This is a genomic window from Kutzneria sp. CA-103260 (assembly GCF_018263855.1).
Lineage (GTDB): Bacteria > Actinomycetota > Actinomycetes > Mycobacteriales > Pseudonocardiaceae > Kutzneria.
Genome location: NZ_CP073318.1, coordinates 3,680,769 through 3,698,228, shown reverse-complemented (window position 1 = coordinate 3,698,228; position 17,460 = coordinate 3,680,769). Strand labels below are relative to the sequence as shown.

General features: G+C 71.7%; 6 protein-coding genes and 1 pseudogene. 6 read left to right on the top strand and 1 reads right to left on the bottom strand.

Translation table 11 applies throughout. The features are described 5' to 3' along the window. Window positions 1–10 precede the first annotated feature (10 nt). The 4 genes and pseudogenes from JJ691_RS15890 to JJ691_RS15875 all read left to right on the top strand — a co-directional run bounded on the left by JJ691_RS15890 (window position 11) and on the right by JJ691_RS15875 (window position 14,575). Window positions 11–6,301: an SDR family NAD(P)-dependent oxidoreductase gene (locus tag JJ691_RS15890; RefSeq protein WP_442912726.1), complete on the top strand. Its 6,291-nt coding sequence runs from the start codon at window positions 11–13 to the stop codon at window positions 6,299–6,301. A gap of 47 nt (window positions 6,302–6,348) precedes the next feature. After that, a pseudogene (locus tag JJ691_RS15885) lies at window positions 6,349–11,802 on the top strand (type I polyketide synthase); the annotation flags it as partial. Window positions 11,803–11,822: 20 nt separating this feature from the next. Continuing rightward, window positions 11,823–12,830: a 3-oxoacyl-ACP synthase III family protein gene (locus JJ691_RS15880; protein ID WP_211769533.1), complete on the top strand. Its 1,008-nt coding sequence runs from the start codon at window positions 11,823–11,825 to the stop codon at window positions 12,828–12,830. Then, a complete protein-coding gene (locus JJ691_RS15875; RefSeq protein ID WP_211769532.1) occupies window positions 12,830–14,575 on the top strand; it encodes a 3-hydroxyacyl-CoA dehydrogenase family protein in 1,746 nt (581 codons plus the stop codon). Before JJ691_RS15880 ends, JJ691_RS15875 begins: the two co-directional genes overlap by 1 nt. 45 nt (window positions 14,576–14,620) lie before the next feature. Here JJ691_RS15875 and rfbA read toward each other — a convergent pair whose 3' ends face one another. Next, window positions 14,621–15,493 carry a glucose-1-phosphate thymidylyltransferase RfbA gene (gene rfbA, locus JJ691_RS15870; RefSeq protein WP_211769531.1) on the bottom strand — a complete coding sequence of 291 codons (873 nt, stop codon included), beginning with the start codon at window positions 15,491–15,493 and terminating at the stop codon, window positions 14,621–14,623. 207 nt (window positions 15,494–15,700) lie between these two features. Here rfbA and JJ691_RS15865 point away from each other — a divergent pair, with 207 nt between their 5' ends. Continuing rightward, window positions 15,701–16,312 carry a dTDP-4-dehydrorhamnose 3,5-epimerase family protein gene (locus tag JJ691_RS15865; protein ID WP_211769530.1) on the top strand — a complete coding sequence of 204 codons (612 nt, stop codon included), beginning with the start codon at window positions 15,701–15,703 and terminating at the stop codon, window positions 16,310–16,312. Between the two features lie 10 nt (window positions 16,313–16,322). Further along, complete coding sequence (locus JJ691_RS15860) at window positions 16,323–17,447, top strand: DegT/DnrJ/EryC1/StrS family aminotransferase (RefSeq protein ID WP_211769529.1); 1,125 nt, start codon at window positions 16,323–16,325, stop codon at window positions 17,445–17,447. The last annotated feature ends 13 nt before the right edge of the window (window positions 17,448–17,460 follow it).

The following is a 17,460-nucleotide window of genomic DNA, read 5'->3' as shown; positions in this document are numbered from 1 at the left end:
CCCTCGACGAGTGCTGCGGAGTTGGCTGAAGCCGATGGCGAGCAACGAAGAAAGGCTGCGCGACTACCTCAAGCGGGCCACCACGGACCTCCAGCAGGCCAACCGGCGGGTCCGTGAGCTGTCGGCCCGGGACCACGAGCCGATCGCCGTCGTGGCCATGAGCTGCCGGCTGCCCGGCGGCGTGCGGACCCCCGAGCAGCTGTGGCAGTTGCTGCTCGACGGCCGGGACGCGATGTCGGAGCTGCCGGCCGACCGTGGCTGGGACCTGGACCGGCTGTACGACCCGGACGGCGCCCGCGCGGGCTCCACCTACGCCCGGGCCGCCGGGACCATGGCCGACGCCGCGGATTTCGACCCGGCGTTCTTCGGGATGAGTCCACGGGAGGCACTGGCGGCCGATCCCCAGCAGCGGCTGATCCTGGAGACCTCGTGGGAGCTGTTCGAACGGGCCGGCATCGACCCCGCGACTCTGCGGGGAAGCCGGACCGGCGTGTTCGTCGGCGCCGCCGCGAGCGGGTACGGCATGGGACCGGGCGCGTTCCCGGACGGTGTCGAGGGACACCTGCTCACCGGCAACGCCACCGCGGTGATGTCCGGCCGGGTGTCCTACACGTTCGGCCTGGAGGGGCCGGCGCTCACTGTCGACACCGCGTGTTCGTCATCGCTGGTGACCCTGCATCTGGCCTGTGACTCGTTGCGGCGCGGCGAGTGCGCGATGGCGCTCGCCGGCGGGGCGACGGTCCTGTTCAGCACCGAGATCCTCGTCGAGTTCTCACGGCAGCGCGGATTGGCCGCCGACGGCAGGTGCAAGGCGTACTCGGACTCGGCCGACGGCACGGGGTTCGCCGAGGGCGTCGGCATGCTGCTGCTGGAGCGGCTGTCGGACGCCGAGCGTCTTGGGCACCCGGTGTTGGCGGTTGTTCGCGGCTCCGCGGTCAACCAGGACGGCGCGTCCAACGGCCTGTCCGCGCCGAGCGGTCCGGCGCAGCAGCGGGTCATCCGCCAGGCACTGGACAACGCGCAGCTCGTCGCGTCCGATGTGGACGTTGTCGAGGGGCACGGCACGGGCACCACGCTGGGTGATCCGATCGAGGCGCAGGCGCTGCTCGCGACGTACGGGCAGGGCCGGGACACGCCGCTGCTGCTGGGGTCGATCAAGTCCAACATCGGGCACACCCAGTGCGCCGCCGGCGTCGCGGGTGTGATCAAGATGGTGCTGGCGTTGCGACACGGCATCGCGCCGCGCACCCTCAACGCCGACCGGCCATCGTCCCATGTGGACTGGACGGCCGGCGCGGTCGAGGTGCTGGCCAAGCAGATGCCGTGGCCGGAGACCGGGAGACCGCGCCGCGCCGGCGTCTCCTCGTTCGGCATCAGCGGCACGAACGCCCACGTGATCCTCGAACAGGCGCAGGAGACCGAACCGGTGACGGCCGAGCCGAGCCCGCTCGCCGCGTACCCGCTGGTGCTGAGCGCGCGATCCGCCGCGGCGCTGCGCGACCAGGCGGCGAACGTGTTGGCACGTATGGACGATCTCGATCTCACGGTGCTCGACCTCGCCTACTCGCTGGCGACGACCAGGGTGGCCTTCGAGCGGCGGGCCGCCATCGTCGGATCGGATCGTGAGGAGCTGCGCAACGGGCTGCGTGCGCTGTCCGACGCGGAGGCGCCGGTCGAGGTCGGCTCCGGCAAGGTGGCGTTCCTGTTCACCGGCCAGGGCAGCCAGCGGCTGGGCATGGGACAGTCCCTGTACGAGACGTATCCGATCTTCGCCGACAAGTTCGACGAGATCGTCGCCCTGCTCGACCCGATGCTGCGCGACGTCGTCTTCGGCGCGGATCAGGATCCGCTGGACCAGACGGTCAACACGCAGGCGGCCCTGTTCGCGATTGAGGTGTCGCTGTTCGCGCTGCTGGAGTCGTGGGGTGTTCGGCCGGATTACCTGGTGGGGCATTCGATTGGCGAGATCGCCGCGGCGCAGGTGGCCGGTGTGTTGTCCCTTCCGGACGCGTGCCGGCTGGTGAGCGCGCGGGGCTGGCTGATGCAGGCGCTGCCCGCTGGCGGTGCGATGGTCGCGGTGCAGGCCACCGAGGACGAGGTCCGCCCGCTGCTGTCGGATGGCATCTCAATCGCCGCGGTGAACGGACCGGCGGCGGTGGTGGTGTCCGGCGAGGAGTCCGAGGCGCTGGCCGTGCAGGCCCACTTCGAGCAGCTGGGGCGCAAAACCCGTCGGCTGCGCGTGTCGCACGCGTTCCACTCGCTGCGGATGGCGCCGATGCTGGCGGAGTTCCGCGAGGTGGCCGAGTCGTTGACGTACGAGCAGCCCCGGATCCCGATCGTGTCGACCGTCGCCGAACCGGGCGACCTGGCCCGCGCCGAGTACTGGGTGCGGCAGGTCCGCGAGGCGGTCCGCTTCGCCGACGCCGTGACCACACTGTCGTCGCTGGGGGTCAGGACGTTCCTGGAGCTCGGCCCGGACGCCGTGTTGTCGGCCCTGGGACCGGACTGCGTCGACGGCCGGGGCCACGGCTTCGTGCCGCTGCTGCGCCGCAACCGCGACGACGGCCACGAAGTGATCGTCGCGTTGGCCGCGGCCCATGTGCGCGGCGTTTCCGTCGACTGGCAGACCTTCTACGCCGGCACCGGCGCGCGGCGCGTCGACCTGCCCACCTATCCGTTCCAGCACGAGCGGTACTGGTTGAACCAGCCCCGGCTGGACGACCCGACGTCGATGGGGCTGGCGAAGGCCGGGCATCCGTTGTTGGGGGCCGCGATCGAGCTGCCGGAATCGGGTGGCTGCGTGTTCACCGCCACGCTGTCCACGCAGACCTCGCCGTGGCTGGCCGATCACGATGTGGCCGGTTCGGTTCTCTTTCCCGGCACCGGATTCGTCGAGCTGGCCGGCTATGCCGGTGACCACGTGGGGTGCCCGGCCATCGTCGATCTGACGATCGAGGCCCCGCTGGTGCTCCCGGCGCACGGCGGGGTCCGCGCCCAGGTCGTGGTGGGGCCCGCCGACGAATCGGGTGTGCGGCCGCTGAGCGTGCACTCGTGGACTGATGAGGCGTGGGTTCGGCACGCCACCGCGACGCTGGCCCCGGCGTCCGGCAGCGCCGAGTTCGAGATGGCTGAGTGGCCGCCCGCCGGTGCCGATCAGGTCGACGTGGCCGGGCTTTACGACCGTCTCGCCGGCTACGGCCTGCTGTATGGGCCGATGTTCCAGGGTCTGCGGGCGGCGTGGACGCGGGATGGCGAGGTGTTCGCCGAGGTCGCGTTGCCGGCCGGGGCCGAGGACGAGGCGGCCGGGTTCGGCCTGCATCCGGCGCTGCTCGACGCCGCGCTGCACGCCCTCGAACTCAGCGGTTCCACCTCGGACCGGGCCAGCCTGCCGTTCGCCTGGTCCGATATCGAGCTGTACGCGACCGGCGCGTCGACGCTGCGCGTGCATCTCGTGCCCACGGCCACCGACGCGGTGCGGCTGGAGGTCGCCGACGGGCAGGGCAGGGCCGTGGCCTCGATCGGATCGCTGGTGCTGCGTCCCGTCACCACCCCCGCCGTGACGGGAGCGCACCGTTGGCTGCACCGCCTGGACTGGGTGCCGGAGCCGGTCGGTGAGTCCGATGTGGACGGATGGGTTCTGGTCGGCACGGACGAATTCGGGCTCGGTGTCGACACCGTCGGCTCGCTGGCCGAGATAGGTGAGACCGTGCCCGGCACCGTGCTTGCCTGCCTGCCCGGCATGGACGTCCGCCCCGCGCTGCACCGCGCGCTCGATCTGGTGCAGGCGTGGCTGGCCGACGAACGGTTCGCCGGTTCACGGCTGGTGCTGGTGACCAGGGGAGCCGGGCATCCGGTGCGGGATCTGGCCGCCGCGACGGTGTGTGGCCTGATCCGCGCTGCCCAGACGGAAAACCCCGGCCGGTTCGTGCTCGCCGACATCGATGACGAGTGCACGGCCGAGCGACTGTCGGCCGCCGTGGCCACCGGCGAACCGCAGGTCGCTGTCCGGGGTGACACCGTGCTGGCCCCTCGACTCGCTCAGGCGGCAGAGGAAGAACTGACGCCGCCGGCCGACGGCGCGTGGCGTCTGGACAGCACAAGCAAGGGCAGCCTGGAGAACCTTGCGTTCATCGAGGCGCCGGAGGCGGTCGCGCCGCTGGCCGCCGGGCAGGTGCGCATCGCGGTGCGGGCGGCCGGTCTGAACTTCCGCGACGTGCTCAACGCCCTGGACATGTACCCGGGCGACGCCGGCGCGATGGGGCTGGAGGGCGCCGGTGTCGTCACGGAAGTCGGCGCGGGGGTGGCCGGGCTGGCCGTCGGCGACCGGGTTTTGGGCATGATCGACGGAGGTGCCTTCGGCCCACAGGTCGTCGTCGACCACCGGACCGTGGCGCCGATGCCGGTCGGCTGGTCGTTCGCCGAGGCCGCCTCGGTGCCGATCGCGTTCCTGACCGCGCACTACGGGCTGTTCGACCTCGCAGGGCTGCGGGCGGGGGAGAAGGTGCTGATCCACGCCGCGGCCAGCGGCGTGGGCATGGCGGCCGTGCGGCTGGCGCGGCACATCGGCGCGGAGGTCTTCGCCACGGCGAGCCCGGGCAAGTGGGATGTCCTGCGGGAGATGGGAATTCCCGACGACCACATCGCGTCGTCGCGAACGTGCGAGTTCGAGGCGAAGTTCCGCGGCGTGGACGTGGTGCTCAACGCGCTGGCGGGCGAGTTCGTCGACGCGTCGCTGGGACTGCTCGGCGCGGGCGGCCGGTTCGTCGAGATGGGCAAGACCGACCTGCGCGACCCGGGGACGATGCCCGGCATCCGTTACCTGCCCTTCGATCTCGGCGACGCCGGCCAGGACCGGATCGGCGAGATGCTGCGGGAACTGCTGGCGCTGTTCGAGGCCGGCTCGATCCGCCTGCTGCCGCTGACCGCCTGGGACCTGTGCCGCGCGCGGGCGGCGTTCCGACATGTCAGCCAGGCCAAGCATGTCGGCAAGGTCGTGCTCACCCAGCCGGCGCCGCTCGATCTCGACGGCACCGTGCTGATCACCGGCGGCACGGGCGGACTCGGCGGCGTGGTGGCCCGTCACCTCGCCGCCGCACACGGCGTCCGCAATCTGCTCCTGATCAGCCGGAGCGGTCCAGCGGCGCCGGAGGCCGAGCGGCTCCGGGCGGAGCTGGCCGCGCTGGGGGCGCGCACGGAGATCGTCGCCTGCGACGTCGCCGACCGGGACGCGCTCGCGGCCGTACTGGCCAAGGCGAATCCGTTGACGGCCGTCGTCCACGCCGCCGGCGTGCTCGACGACGGCCTGGTCGGATCGCTGACCGAGGAGCGGCTGGACCGGGTGTTGCGGCCGAAGGCCGACGCCGCGGCGAACCTGCACGAGCTCACTCGCGGTGCCGACCTGTCCGCGTTCGTGCTGTTCTCCTCGCTCTCGGGTCTGCTCGGCGGCGCCGGTCAGGCGAACTACGCCGCCGCCAACGCCTTCCTCGATGCGCTGGCCGAACACCGTGTGGCGCAAGGACTTCCGGCGGTCTCGCTGGCCTGGGGACCGTGGTCGGCCGGCGTCGGCATGCTCGGCGCGTTGACCGCCGCCGACATCGGGCGGATGGCCCGTGAGGGCTTGGTTCCGCTCGTGCCGGAGGTCGGGCTCGCGCTGTTCGACGCAGCGTGGCAGCGATCCGACGCGGTGCTGGCGCCGGTTCGGTGGGACCTGAGCAATCTGGGCGACGAGCCGGCGCCGTTGTTGCGTGGCCTGGTCCGCACGCCCGCTCGGCGGGCCGCTTCGGCTGGCGTGCCGGCCGTCGGGCCGGACCTGGCCGCCGGGTTGGCACAGATGTCCGAAGCGGATCGTCACGGGGCAGTGCTGGACCTGGTCCGTTCGCACGTGGCCGCGGTGCTGGGCTATCCGTCGACCGAACGCGTCGAGCCGGACGCGCCGTTCGAGCGGCTCGGCTTCGACTCGCTCACCTCGGTGGAGCTGCGCAACCGGCTGAGCACGGCCACCGGCGCGCGGCTGCCGGCGACGCTGGTGTTCGACTACCCCAGTTCCGCCGCGCTGGCGGCGTTCCTGGTCGGCCTGCTGGCCCCCGACGGCGAGCCGGACGAGGCGCGGGCGCTGCGCGAGCTGGACGACCTGGGGCAGCTGCTGGCCCGGATCCGGCCGGACGAGGAGACCAGGTCCACCATCACCGCCCGGCTGCACGCCCTGCTCGGCGACTGGCGCGGCGAGGCGTCCGAGACCGTCGGCGGCGTGGCCACGGCGACCGCGGACGAGCTGTTCGAACTGATCGACAAGGGCCTGTAGGAAGGTGGCGTGACGTGGCGGACGAGCAGAAGCTCCTCGGCTATCTGCGGCGGGTGACCGCCGACCTCCAGTCGGCCCAGCAGCAGCTGCGCGAGGCCAGGGCGCGGCAGGCCGAGCCGATCGCGGTGGTGGCGATGAGCTGCCGCTTCCCGGGCGGCGTCCGGTCCCCGGAGGACCTGTGGCGGCTGGTAGCTGACGGCCGGGACGCGATCACGCCGTTCCCGGCCAACCGCGGCTGGGACCTGGCCGGGCTGTACGACCCGGACCCGGACGCGGCGGGCAAGGTCTACACCCGGTTCGGCGGCTTCGTGCACGACGCCGACGAGTTCGACGCGGAGTTCTTCGGCATCAACCCGCGTGAGGCGATGTCGATGGACCCGCAGCAGCGGCTGGCGCTGGAGGCGTCCTGGGAGGTGTTCGAGCGCGCCGGGCTGAACCCGGCCGCCATGAAGGACAGTCAGACCGGGGTGTTCGTCGGCGCCTTCGCAGCCGGCTACGGGGAGGGGCTCACCGAGCTGCCCGACGGCGTCGAGGGCTACAAGATGACCGGCGTCACCACCTCGGTGATCTCCGGCCGGATCGCCTACGTGCTGGGCCTGAAGGGTCCGGCGCTCACCGTGGACACGGCGTGCTCGTCATCGCTGGTGACGCTGCACCTGGCCTGCGATTCGCTGCGGCGCGGCGAAAGCGCGATGGCGCTGGCCGGCGGCGTGACCGTGTTGTCCTCGCCCGAGCTGTTCGTGGAGTTCTCGCGCCAGCGCGGGTTGTCGGTCGACGGCCGGTGCAAGGCGTACTCGGACGCGGCCGACGGCACCGGGTTCTCCGAGGGCGTCGGCATGGTGTTGTTGGAGCGGCTGTCGGATGCCCAGCGCAACGGCCACCCGGTGCTAGCCGTGGTGCGCGGTTCGGCGGTGAACCAGGACGGCGCGTCGAACGGTCTGTCCGCGCCGAGCGGCCCCTCGCAGCGGCGCGTGATCCGCCGGGCGCTGGCCAACGCCGGGGTCGCGGCGTCCGATGTGGACGTTGTCGAGGGCCACGGCACCGGCACGACCCTGGGTGATCCCATTGAGGCGCAGGCGCTGCTGGCCACTTACGGCGAGGGCCGGCCGGCCGGGCGACCGCTGTGGCTGGGGTCGATCAAGTCGAACATGGGGCACGCCCAGGCCGCGGCCGGGGTCGCCGGCGTGATCAAGATGGTGATGGCGATGCGGCACGGCGTCATGCCGCAGACGCTGCACGTCGGCGAGCCGTCGTCGCATGTGGACTGGTCGGTCGGTGGGGTCGAGCTGCTGACCGAGAACCGGCCGTGGGACACGGAATCGCGGCTGCGGCGGTCGGCAGTGTCGTCGTTCGGCGTGAGCGGGACGAACGCGCACGTGATCCTGGAGGAACCGCCGACGGGCAGCGACCTCGCCCCGCCCGGAACGGGCGGAGAAAGCACTGCGGTGGCCACGCCGTGGCTGGTCTCGGCGCGAAGCGAGGCGGCGCTGCGGGCGCAGCTCGATCGGTTGCACACGCACGTGACGGCCAATCCGGACCTGGACATCGCCGACATCGCCCATTCCCTTGCCGCCAACCGTGCTTCGCTCAACCACAGCGCCGTCGTCGTCGGCCAGGACGTCGACGAGCTGCTGGCCGGCGTGCGCGCGCTCGCCGACGGCGACGAGGCGGCCAACGCCGTGACCGGGGCCGTTCAGGACGACACCAAGACGGTGTTCGTGTTTCCCGGCCAGGGATCGCAGTGGGTGGGCATGGCGGTGGAGCTGTTGGATTCCTCGCCGGTGTTCGCCGCCCGGTTCGCGGAGTGCGCCGCCGCCGTCGAGTCCCTTGTGGACTGGAAGGTCGCCGACGTGGTTCGCGGGGTTGACGGCGCGCCGTCGATCGAGCGGATCGACGTCGTGCAGCCGGTGTTGTTCGTCGTGATGGTGTCACTCGCAGCGGTCTGGGACGCGATGGGGGTTCGGCCTTCCGCCGTGGTGGGCCATTCCCAGGGCGAGGTCGCCGCGGCGTGCGTCGCGGGGGCGTTGTCGCTGGCGGACGCCGCACGAGTGGTGGTGTTGCGCAGCAGCCTGTTCGCCCGCGAGCTTGTCGGCAAGGGCGGCGTCGTCGCGGTGGCGTTGGGTGCGGCCGAGCTCTCGGACGCGTTGACCGCCTGGGACGGCCGGCTGTCGGTCGGCGGGATGAACGGTCCGCGGTCGTCCACTGTGGTCGGTGAGCTGGACGCCCTCGCGGAGCTCGTCAAGTGGTGCGAGGAGCGGGAGATCAGGGCCCGCATGATCGCCTCCTCGGTCGCTTCGCACTGCGACCAGGTCGATCGGCTGCACAATGAGTTGGTCGAGATGCTGGCCGGGATCGAGCCGCGCGCAGGCGGCGTGCCGTTCTTCTCCACAGTGACCGGCGAACTGGTCGACACCGGCGACCTCGGGCCGGAGTACTGGTACGACAACGCCCGGCGTCCCGTGGACTTCCACGGTGTGATCAGCCGGCTGGTCGATGCCGGCCGGCGGGTGTTCGTCGAGGTCAGCCCGCATCCGGTGCTGGCCGTCGGGGTGTCCGACATTCTCGACTCCGTCGGCGCCACCGGGGTTGTCGTCGGGTCGCTGCGGCGCGACGACGGTGGCCTGAAGCGGCTGCTGTTGTCGGCGGCCGGGCTACACGTGGGCGGCGTGGCCGTTGACTGGGGCATCGCCGGCCGACGGGTCGAGCTGCCGACGTATGCGTTCCAGCGCCGGCGCTACTGGCTCGACCCGGGCGCGTCGACCGGCGGTGTCCCGGCGGCCGACGCCGCGTTCTGGGACGCCGTCGAAAGGAAGGACTTCCGGTCGCTGTCGGCCGGCCTCGACGTCGACACCGCCGCGTTCGACGCCGTGCTGCCCGCACTGACCGAGTGGCGGCGGAGCAGCCGGGAACGGGCCGAGATCGCCGACCTGCGCTACCGGGTCACCTGGACGCCGATCACGGTGTCCGACAGGACAGAGCTCACCGGCACGTGGCTGATGGTCCTGCCGTCCGGCGACGCCGCCCAAGAGCTGTCCAGCACGGTGCACAAGGCGTTGTCCGAGCACGGCGCCGAGGTGCTGACCGTGGATGTCGACGGCCGGGACCGCAAGGCGCTGGCGGAACTGCTTCCGTCGGAACCACTCGCCGGCGTCCTCGCGCTCACCGGGCTCGACGACCGTGCACATCCCTTGCACAACACCATCTCCCGCGGCATCGCCGACACCATCACCCTGGTGCAGGCACTGCACGACGCCGAGGTCGCCGCACCGCTGTGGTGCGTGACCTCCGGCGCCGTGCCGGTGGCCGACCCGGCGGAGATCGCCAGCTGCTTCCAGGCGCAGCTGTGGGGAATGGGCACGGTGCTCGGCCTCGACCACCCCAAGACCTGGGGCGGCGTCATCGACATCTCGTCCGACCCGGACCGCACGGTGCTCGGCCGGCTGTGCGCCGCACTGTCCGGAGTAGACGGAGAAGACCAGATCGCGATCCGCTCCGGCGGCGCGTTCGCCCGGCGGATGACCCGCGCCCGAACCGCCGACGCGACCGCCGAGAAGCCGTGGCGCCCCAACGGAACCGTCCTGATCACCGGTGGCACCGGCGGTGTCGGCTCGCACGTGGCACGGTGGCTGGCCAGCGCCGGCGCGGACCACCTCGTGCTGACCAGTCGCCGCGGCACGGCGGCCGACGGCGCCGAGGAATTGGCGGCCGAACTGACCGAACTCGGCGCCAGGGTGACGATCGCCGCCTGCGACGTGACCGATCGCGACGCGCTGGCGGCAGTGGTCGCCGAGCACCCGCCCAATGCCGTCGTGCACGCGGCCGGCGTCGTGCACGACACGGCCACGCTGCCGGAGACCACGGTCGACGAGTTCGCCGCGGCGGGCCGGGCGAAGATCGCCGGCGCGCTGCTGCTGGACGAGCTGCTGGCCGACCACCAGCTGGACGCCTTCGTGCTGTTCTCATCGGGTTCGGCGGTCTGGGGCCAGTCGGGCCAGGCCGGTTACGCCGCCGCCAACGCCTTCGCGGACGCGTTCGCCGACCGCCGCCGCGCCGCCGGTCGGCCGGCGACCTCGGTCGCCTGGGGCGCCTGGGGCGGCGGTGGCATGGTCGACTCCGAAACCGAGCCGATGCTGACCCGGCTGGGCGTGCTCACCATGCCGCCGGCGATCGCCACGGCCGCGTTGCGCCAGGCGATCGACCACGACGAGGCGCACCTGGTCGTCGCGTCCATCGACTGGAAGCGGTTCGCGCCGGCCTACACCCTCAGCCGGCAGCGCCCGCTGGTACGCGAGCTGCCCGAGGTCGCGGCGGCCCTTGCCGACGAGGAGACCACGACGGGTCCCGGCGACGGCGCGGACCTGCGCGACAAGTTGGCCGAACTGACCGTGCCGGAACGGGACGAGCTGCTGCGCGACCTGGTCCGCACGCACACGGCGAAGGTGCTCGGCCACGCCGACGCGGACGCCGTTGCCGCGGACCAGAACTTCCTGGAGATCGGCTTCGACTCGCTGACCTCGATGGAGCTGCGCAACGCGCTGAACAAGGCGACCGGGCTGCGGATGCCGGCGACCGTGGTCTTCGACCACCGCAACCCGGCTGCCCTCGCCGCGCACATCGGCACGGAGCTGGACACCGGCTCGGACCGCGGGCCGGCCGCCGACATGTCGGACACGCTCAGCGGACTGCTGCGCGAGGCGTCCGGCAACGGCCGCATCCACGAGGGGCTCGCCCTGCTCGGGGCCGCGGCCGGCGTGCGCGACTCGTTCACGTCGGTCACCGAACTCGACGAGGTGCCGGCCCCGCTGAAGCTGGCCTCGGGGCCGGCGAGCACCCAGCTGTTCTGCTTCAGCACCCCGATGGCATTGGGCGGCGCGACCCAGTTCGCTCGGCTGGCGGCCAACTTCCAGGGCGTGCGCGACCTGTACGCGCTGCCGGTGCTCGGCTTCGCCAAGGAGGACCGGCTACCGTCCACTGTGGACGCTGCCGTCGGCATGTGGGCGGAGAGCGTGCGACGGACCGTCCAGGAGGACAGGCCTTTCGTGTTGCTGGGCTACTGCGCCGGCGGCAACTTCGCGCACGCGGCGGTCAGCTACCTGGAGAACGTCGGCGTGCCGCCGGCCGGCCTGGTCCTGCTGGACACGTTCCTGCCCGGCGACACCGTCGTCGACGACCTCGGCGCGCAGATGGTCGAGGGCATGTTCGACCGTGAGGCGACGTTCGGGCCGTTCACCAGCACCCGGCTGTCCGCGATGGGCCGCTACTACGAGCTGTTCACCCGGTCGACGATCACGGACGTCCGCGCGCCGATCCTGTTCCTGCGCCCGGACACGCCGTTGCCGCCGGCCCCGGGGACCGCCCCGGCCACGGACGGCGAGTGGCGCGCGTCCTGGCACACCGAGCACGTCCTCGGCGAGGTCGAGGGCGATCACTTCACCATGCTCGAGGACCGGGCGCCGTCGATGGCGCGGGTCCTCGAGCGCTGGCTGGCGTCGCTGGCCTGACCCTCCAGGAGAGCATTCCGATGGACGTTGCCCGCGACCGGAAAGTCGGCATCATCGGCACCGGGTCGTACCTGCCGGCGGACAAGATCTCCAACGACCGGATCACCGAGTGGACCGGGGCGAGCGAGGAGTGGATCCTGCGCAAGACCGGGATCCGCCACCGGTGGTACGCGGCCGCGCACGAGGCCACCTCGGACCTGGCGGCCAACGCGGCCCGCGCGGCGCTGGCGGACGCCGGCGTCCAGGCCGAGCAGGTCCACACGATCCTGGTCGCCACCTCCACGCCCGACCACCTCATGCCGCCGACCGCCTGCCTGGTGCAGGAGAACATCGGCGCGGTCAACGCCGCGGCGTTCGACGTGAACGCCGTGTGCACCGGATTCGTGGTCGCGCTGGCCGCGGCGGCCGAGTTGGTCGACCCGTGGGGCGAGGACTACGCGCTCGTCATCGGCGCGGACGTCTACTCGCGGATCATCGACCGCACCGACAAGCGGACCGCCGTGCTGTTCGGCGACGGGGCCGGCGCCGTGGTGCTCGGCCCAGTGCGGGGTGATCGCGGTTTCGTCGGCGCGGACATCCGCAGCCACGGCGACCGGCACGAGCTGATCCGCGTCGAGGCCGGCGGCAGCCGGCTGCCCGCGTCGACCGAGACACTGGCCGATGGCCGGCACCTCTTCCGGATGCAGGGCCGTGCGGTCGGCGAGTACGTGGCCGACGAGCTGCCGGCCGCGGTGCGGCGGGTCCTTGCCCGGCATGACATCGCGCCGGCCGAGGTCGACCACTTCGTGCCGCACCAGGCCAACGGCGTGATGTTGCAGAACATCCAGCCGCGACTCGGGCTGCCGGCGGCCCGGATGCACCTGACCGTGGCCGATCACGGCAACACCAGCGCCGGATCCATTCCGCTCGCGCTCGACGACGCACGCCGCGGCGGCGTGCTGCGGGACGGGGAAATGCTGCTGCTGGCCGGGTTCGGCAGCGGCATGACGGTCGGCACGGCGCTGCTGCGCTGGGACGGAGACGCATGATGGCACGGCCCTTTGCGAAGGTGGCGATGATCGGGCTGGGCGCGACCGGTTCGGCGCTCGCCGTGTGGCTGGCCGCCGCCGGCCGGCACGTCGTCGGGATCGAGGCGGACGGGACGGCGCTGGCCGCCGCCCGCGAGCGGGTTCGCCGCCGGATCGAGGAGACCGTGCCCGCCGACCGGGCCGCCGAGGTGTCAGGTCGCATCCAGTACGCCGTCGACGTCGAGGCGGCGTCGGATGCGGAGCTGGTCGTGGAGGCGGTGCCGGAGCAGTTGCCGGTCAAGCTCGACGTGTTCGCACGGGCCGACGAGGTCTGCCCCGACGACACGGTTTTCGTCACGACGACGACCGGCCTGTCGATCACCGAGATCGCGTCCCGATCCGGTCGGATGCCCAGGACGGTCGGGCTGCACCTGTTCCCGGCGGCCACGTCGCTGGAGGACGGCGCCGCCGAGCTGGTGTCGACGCCGGTCACCGAGCACGGCGTGCCGACCGCGATGGTCGAGCTGATCTCGGAGCTGGGGTTGACCGCGGTCGAGGTCGGCGACCACGCCGGGTTTGTCGGCGGGGCGCTGCTGATGGGCTATCTCAACGGCGCGGCCACGATGTACGAGCAGGGCTACGCATCCCGGGACGACATCGACACCGCGATGCGGCTGGGCTGCGGCTTGCCGACCGGCCCGCTGGAACAGATCGACCAGATCGGGGTGGACGTCGTCCACGACACGCTGCACGCGCTGCATGAGCGTTGCGGGGACCGGACTTTCGCGCCGGCTCGCGTCCTGACCCAGATGCGCGTCGCGGGCCTGCACGGGCAGAAGACCGGACGCGGCTTCTACGACTACGGGCCGGCCGCGGCGACGGCGGCGCCGGTGGCGAAGCCGCAGGACGTGGCGGTCCGCGCCATCGGTGTCGTCGGCAGCGGCCGGATGGCGACCGGCATCGCCGAGGTGTGCGCCCGTGCCGGCTACCGGACCGTGGTCGCGGCGCGCAATGACGTGCGGGCCAAGGAAGCGCTCGGTGTCATCGACGAATCGCTGACCCGCGGTGTCCGCCGCGGCCGGCTGACCACGGCGGAACAGTCGGCGATCATGGACCGGCTGGCCGGCGTGGGCGCGCTCGGCGGCCTGGCCGACTGCGATCTGGTGATCGAGGCCGTTGCCGAAGACCTCGACGTGAAGCGCCGGGTGTTCGCCGAACTGGACTCCGTGTGCGACGCGAACACCGTGTTGGCGACGACCACGTCGAGCCTGCCGGTGCTCGAATGCGCCACCGCGACGAGCCGGCCGCACCGGGTGATCGGCATGCACTTCTTCAACCCCGCGCCGGCGATGCGGCTGGTCGAGGTTGTGCGCACGCTGTTGACCTCGGACGCCACCGTGGCCACGGCGCGTGCCGTGACGGCGTCGCTGGGACGCACCGCCGTCGGCTGTGGCGACCGGGCCGGATTCATCGTGAACGCGCTGCTGTTCCCGTACCTCAACCGGGCGGCGGCGATGCTGGACGACCGCTGGGTCAGCGCCGCCGACATCGACGCCGTGATGACTGGCGGGCACGGATTCCCGCTGGGCCCGCTGACGCTGCTCGACCTGGTTGGCCTGGACGTGTCGCTGCAGATCCAGCGCAGCCTGGACCAGGCGTTCGGCGGTCCGGCACTGGCCCCCGCGAAGTCCCTCGTCCGCCTCGTCGACGCCGGCTACCTGGGTCGCAAGACCGGGCGCGGCTTCCACATCCACGAGTCGGGGTGACGACCGGTCCCGTCGCCGGCTGGGCCGGCGACGGGACCGGCTCCATCAGCCCAGTTCGCGGGCGATGGCCATCACGTACCTGCCGTAGTCGGAATTGCCCATCGCCGCGCCGAGTCGATAACAGCTGTCGGCGTCGATGTACCCCATTCGCAGCGCCACCTCCTCAACGCAGGCGATCTGCACGCCCTGTCGGTTCTGGAGCGTCTGCACGTACTCGGCGGCCTGGAGCAGCGATTCCGGTGTGCCGGTGTCCAGCCAGGCGAAACCGCGGCCGAGGTCGACCAACCGGGCCCGGCCCTGGGCCATGTACTTCCGGTTGAGGTCGGTGATCTCCAGTTCGCCGCGCGCCGAGGGCGTGAGCTCCCTGGCAAGTTCGAGCACGTCGTTGTCGTAGAAATAGAGGCCGGTTATCGCCCGGTTGGACCGCGGTTGCGCCGGCTTCTCCTCGATGCTGACCAGCCGGCCGTCCGCGTCGGTCTCGCCGACGCCGTACCGCTGCGGATCGGTCACCGGGTAACCGAACAGCACGCAGCCGTCCACGTTCTTCGCGTGCTCCGCGAGCAGGTCGGAGAACGCCGGCCCGTGGAAGATGTTGTCCCCGAGCACCAGCGCGGCCGAGTCGTAGCCGACGTGCCCCGCGCCGATCAGGAACGCCTGGGCCAGGCCTTCCGGCGCGGGCTGGGCCGCGTAGTCGATGGTCAGGCCGAGGCTCGCGCCGTCGCCGAGCAGCCGGCGGAAGTGCGGCAGGTCGACCGGTGTCGATATGACCAGCACCTCGCGTATTCCGGCGAGCATCAACACCGACAGCGGATAGTAGACCATCGGCTTGTCGCCGACCGGGAGCAACTGTTTGGAGATGGCGAGTGTCATCGGATGCAGGCGGGTTCCCGAGCCGCCGGCGAGAATGATTCCCTTCATGGCAGAACCCCTCGGTATCGCGAATGAGTCGATGGTATAGGCCGTTGAATGCGACCTTCAAGAAGACGGTGAACAGGGGGGAGATAGGGGTGTTGGTTCGGTTCGTTAGGGGATTGTCGAGCGCCCGTCGTCGTCCCGAGAATACTCGACGGTAGGGCGAATCGCCGTCGACGATCGATGAGCTTGGGATGCGAAGGATGCCATAGCATGGAAATCGAGCCGCTCGGGATCCAGGGCGTGTTCCTGGTCAAACCGAAAGTCTTCCCGGACAGCCGGGGCGAGTTTCTGGAGATGTTCAGCCAGCCCGCGTTCGAGCAGGCCGTCGGCCACCCGCTGGGTGTGGCCCAGGTCAACTGCTCGGCCTCGGTGCGGGGCACCATCCGCGGCCTGCACGGCATCGCGCTGCCCGGCCAGGCCCGCTACATGACCTGCCCGGCCGGCGCGATGGTCGACATCGTGGTGGACACCAGGCTCGGCTCGCCCACCTACCGCCAGCACGTCGCCGTCGAGCTGAACCAGGACAACCGGCACGCGCTGTACCTGGCCGAGGGGCTGGTGCACGGCTTCGCGCCGCGCAGCGAGTCGGCCACCGTGGTCTACCTGTGCTCCAGCACCTGGTCGCCGGGCACCGCGTACCAGATCAACCCGCTCGACCCCGACCTCGCCCTGCCGTGGCCGACCGACGTGCCACCGGTGCAGTCCGAGAAGGACATGGCCGCGCCGAGCCTGCGCCAGGCCGAGCGGCTGGGGCTGCTGCCCACCTGGACCCAGTGCGAGGCGCGCTACGCCGAGCTGGCCAACCTGACCGCCGTCAACTGAGGAGACTGTCGTGATCCCCTTGTTCCAGGTGCCGATGGCCGAGCAGGCGCCGGCCGCGGTGGCCGCGGTGATCGGCAGCGGTCAGATCGGCCAGGGCGCCAAGGTCGTCGAGTTCGAGCGCCGGCTGGCCGAGAAGATCGGCAATCCCCGCGTCGCCACCGTCAACAGCGCCACCGCCGGCCTGCACCTCGCGCTGCACCTGGTCACCGGCGGCCTCACGCGCGGCGACGACCCGGACGGCGAGGTGCTGACCACGCCGTTGACCATGGAGGCCACCAACTGGACGATCCTGGCCAACGGGCTGCGCATCCGCTGGGTCGACATCGACCCGGCGACGCTCAACGTCGACCTGGACGACCTGGCCCGCAAGATCTCGCCGAAGACCCGGGCGATCATGGTCGTGCACTTCGCCGGCTACCCGGTCGACCTGGGCCGCCTGGACAAGATCCTGGACGAGGCCGAGGCCCGCTTCGGCTTCCGGCCGACGGTCATCGAGGACGCCGCACACGGCTGGGGCTCCACCTACCAGGGCAAGCCGCTCGGCACGCACGGCAACGTGACCGTGTTCAGCTTCCAGGCCATCAAGCACCTGACCGCCGGCGACGGTGGGCTGGTCGTGCTGCCGAACGACGAGCTGTTCGAGCGGGCGAAGCTGCTGCGCTGGTTCGGCGTCGACCGGACCGTGAACCGGCTGCGCAACCCGCCGGACGTGACCGAGTGGGGCTTCAAGTTCCACATGACCGACATCAACGCCGCGATCGGCCTGGCCAACCTGGAGTGGTCGGAGCATGTGGTGGCCCGGCACAAGGCCAACGCCGCGTTCTACGACCGCGAGCTGGCCGGCGTGCCGGGACTCGAGCTGACCCAGCGGTCGGCCGACCGCGAGTCGTCGTTCTGGATCTATCCGATGAAGGTGGACGACCGCGAGGCGTTCATGAAGCGGATGGACGACGCCGGCGTCATGGTCAGCAACGTGCACGAGCGCAACGACCTGCACACCGCGGTCCGCGACTACGCCGCGCTGCTGCCCGGTCTGGAGCAGGTCGCCCGCGGCATCGTGTGCGTCCCGGTCGGCTGGTGGGTCACCGACGAACAGCGGGAGCACATCGTCGCCACGATTCGCGAGGGCTGGTAGGGGCAGGTCAGGG

Coding starts and splice junctions, on each gene's coding strand:
- JJ691_RS15880 (WP_211769533.1), top strand. CDS start 11,823: ATGGACGTTGCCCGCGACCGGAAAGTCGGCATCATCGGCACCGGGTCG.
- JJ691_RS15875 (WP_211769532.1), top strand. CDS start 12,830: ATGGCACGGCCCTTTGCGAAGGTGGCGATGATCGGGCTGGGCGCGACC.
- rfbA (WP_211769531.1), bottom strand. CDS start 15,493: ATGAAGGGAATCATTCTCGCCGGCGGCTCGGGAACCCGCCTGCATCCG.
- JJ691_RS15865 (WP_211769530.1), top strand. CDS start 15,701: ATGGAAATCGAGCCGCTCGGGATCCAGGGCGTGTTCCTGGTCAAACCG.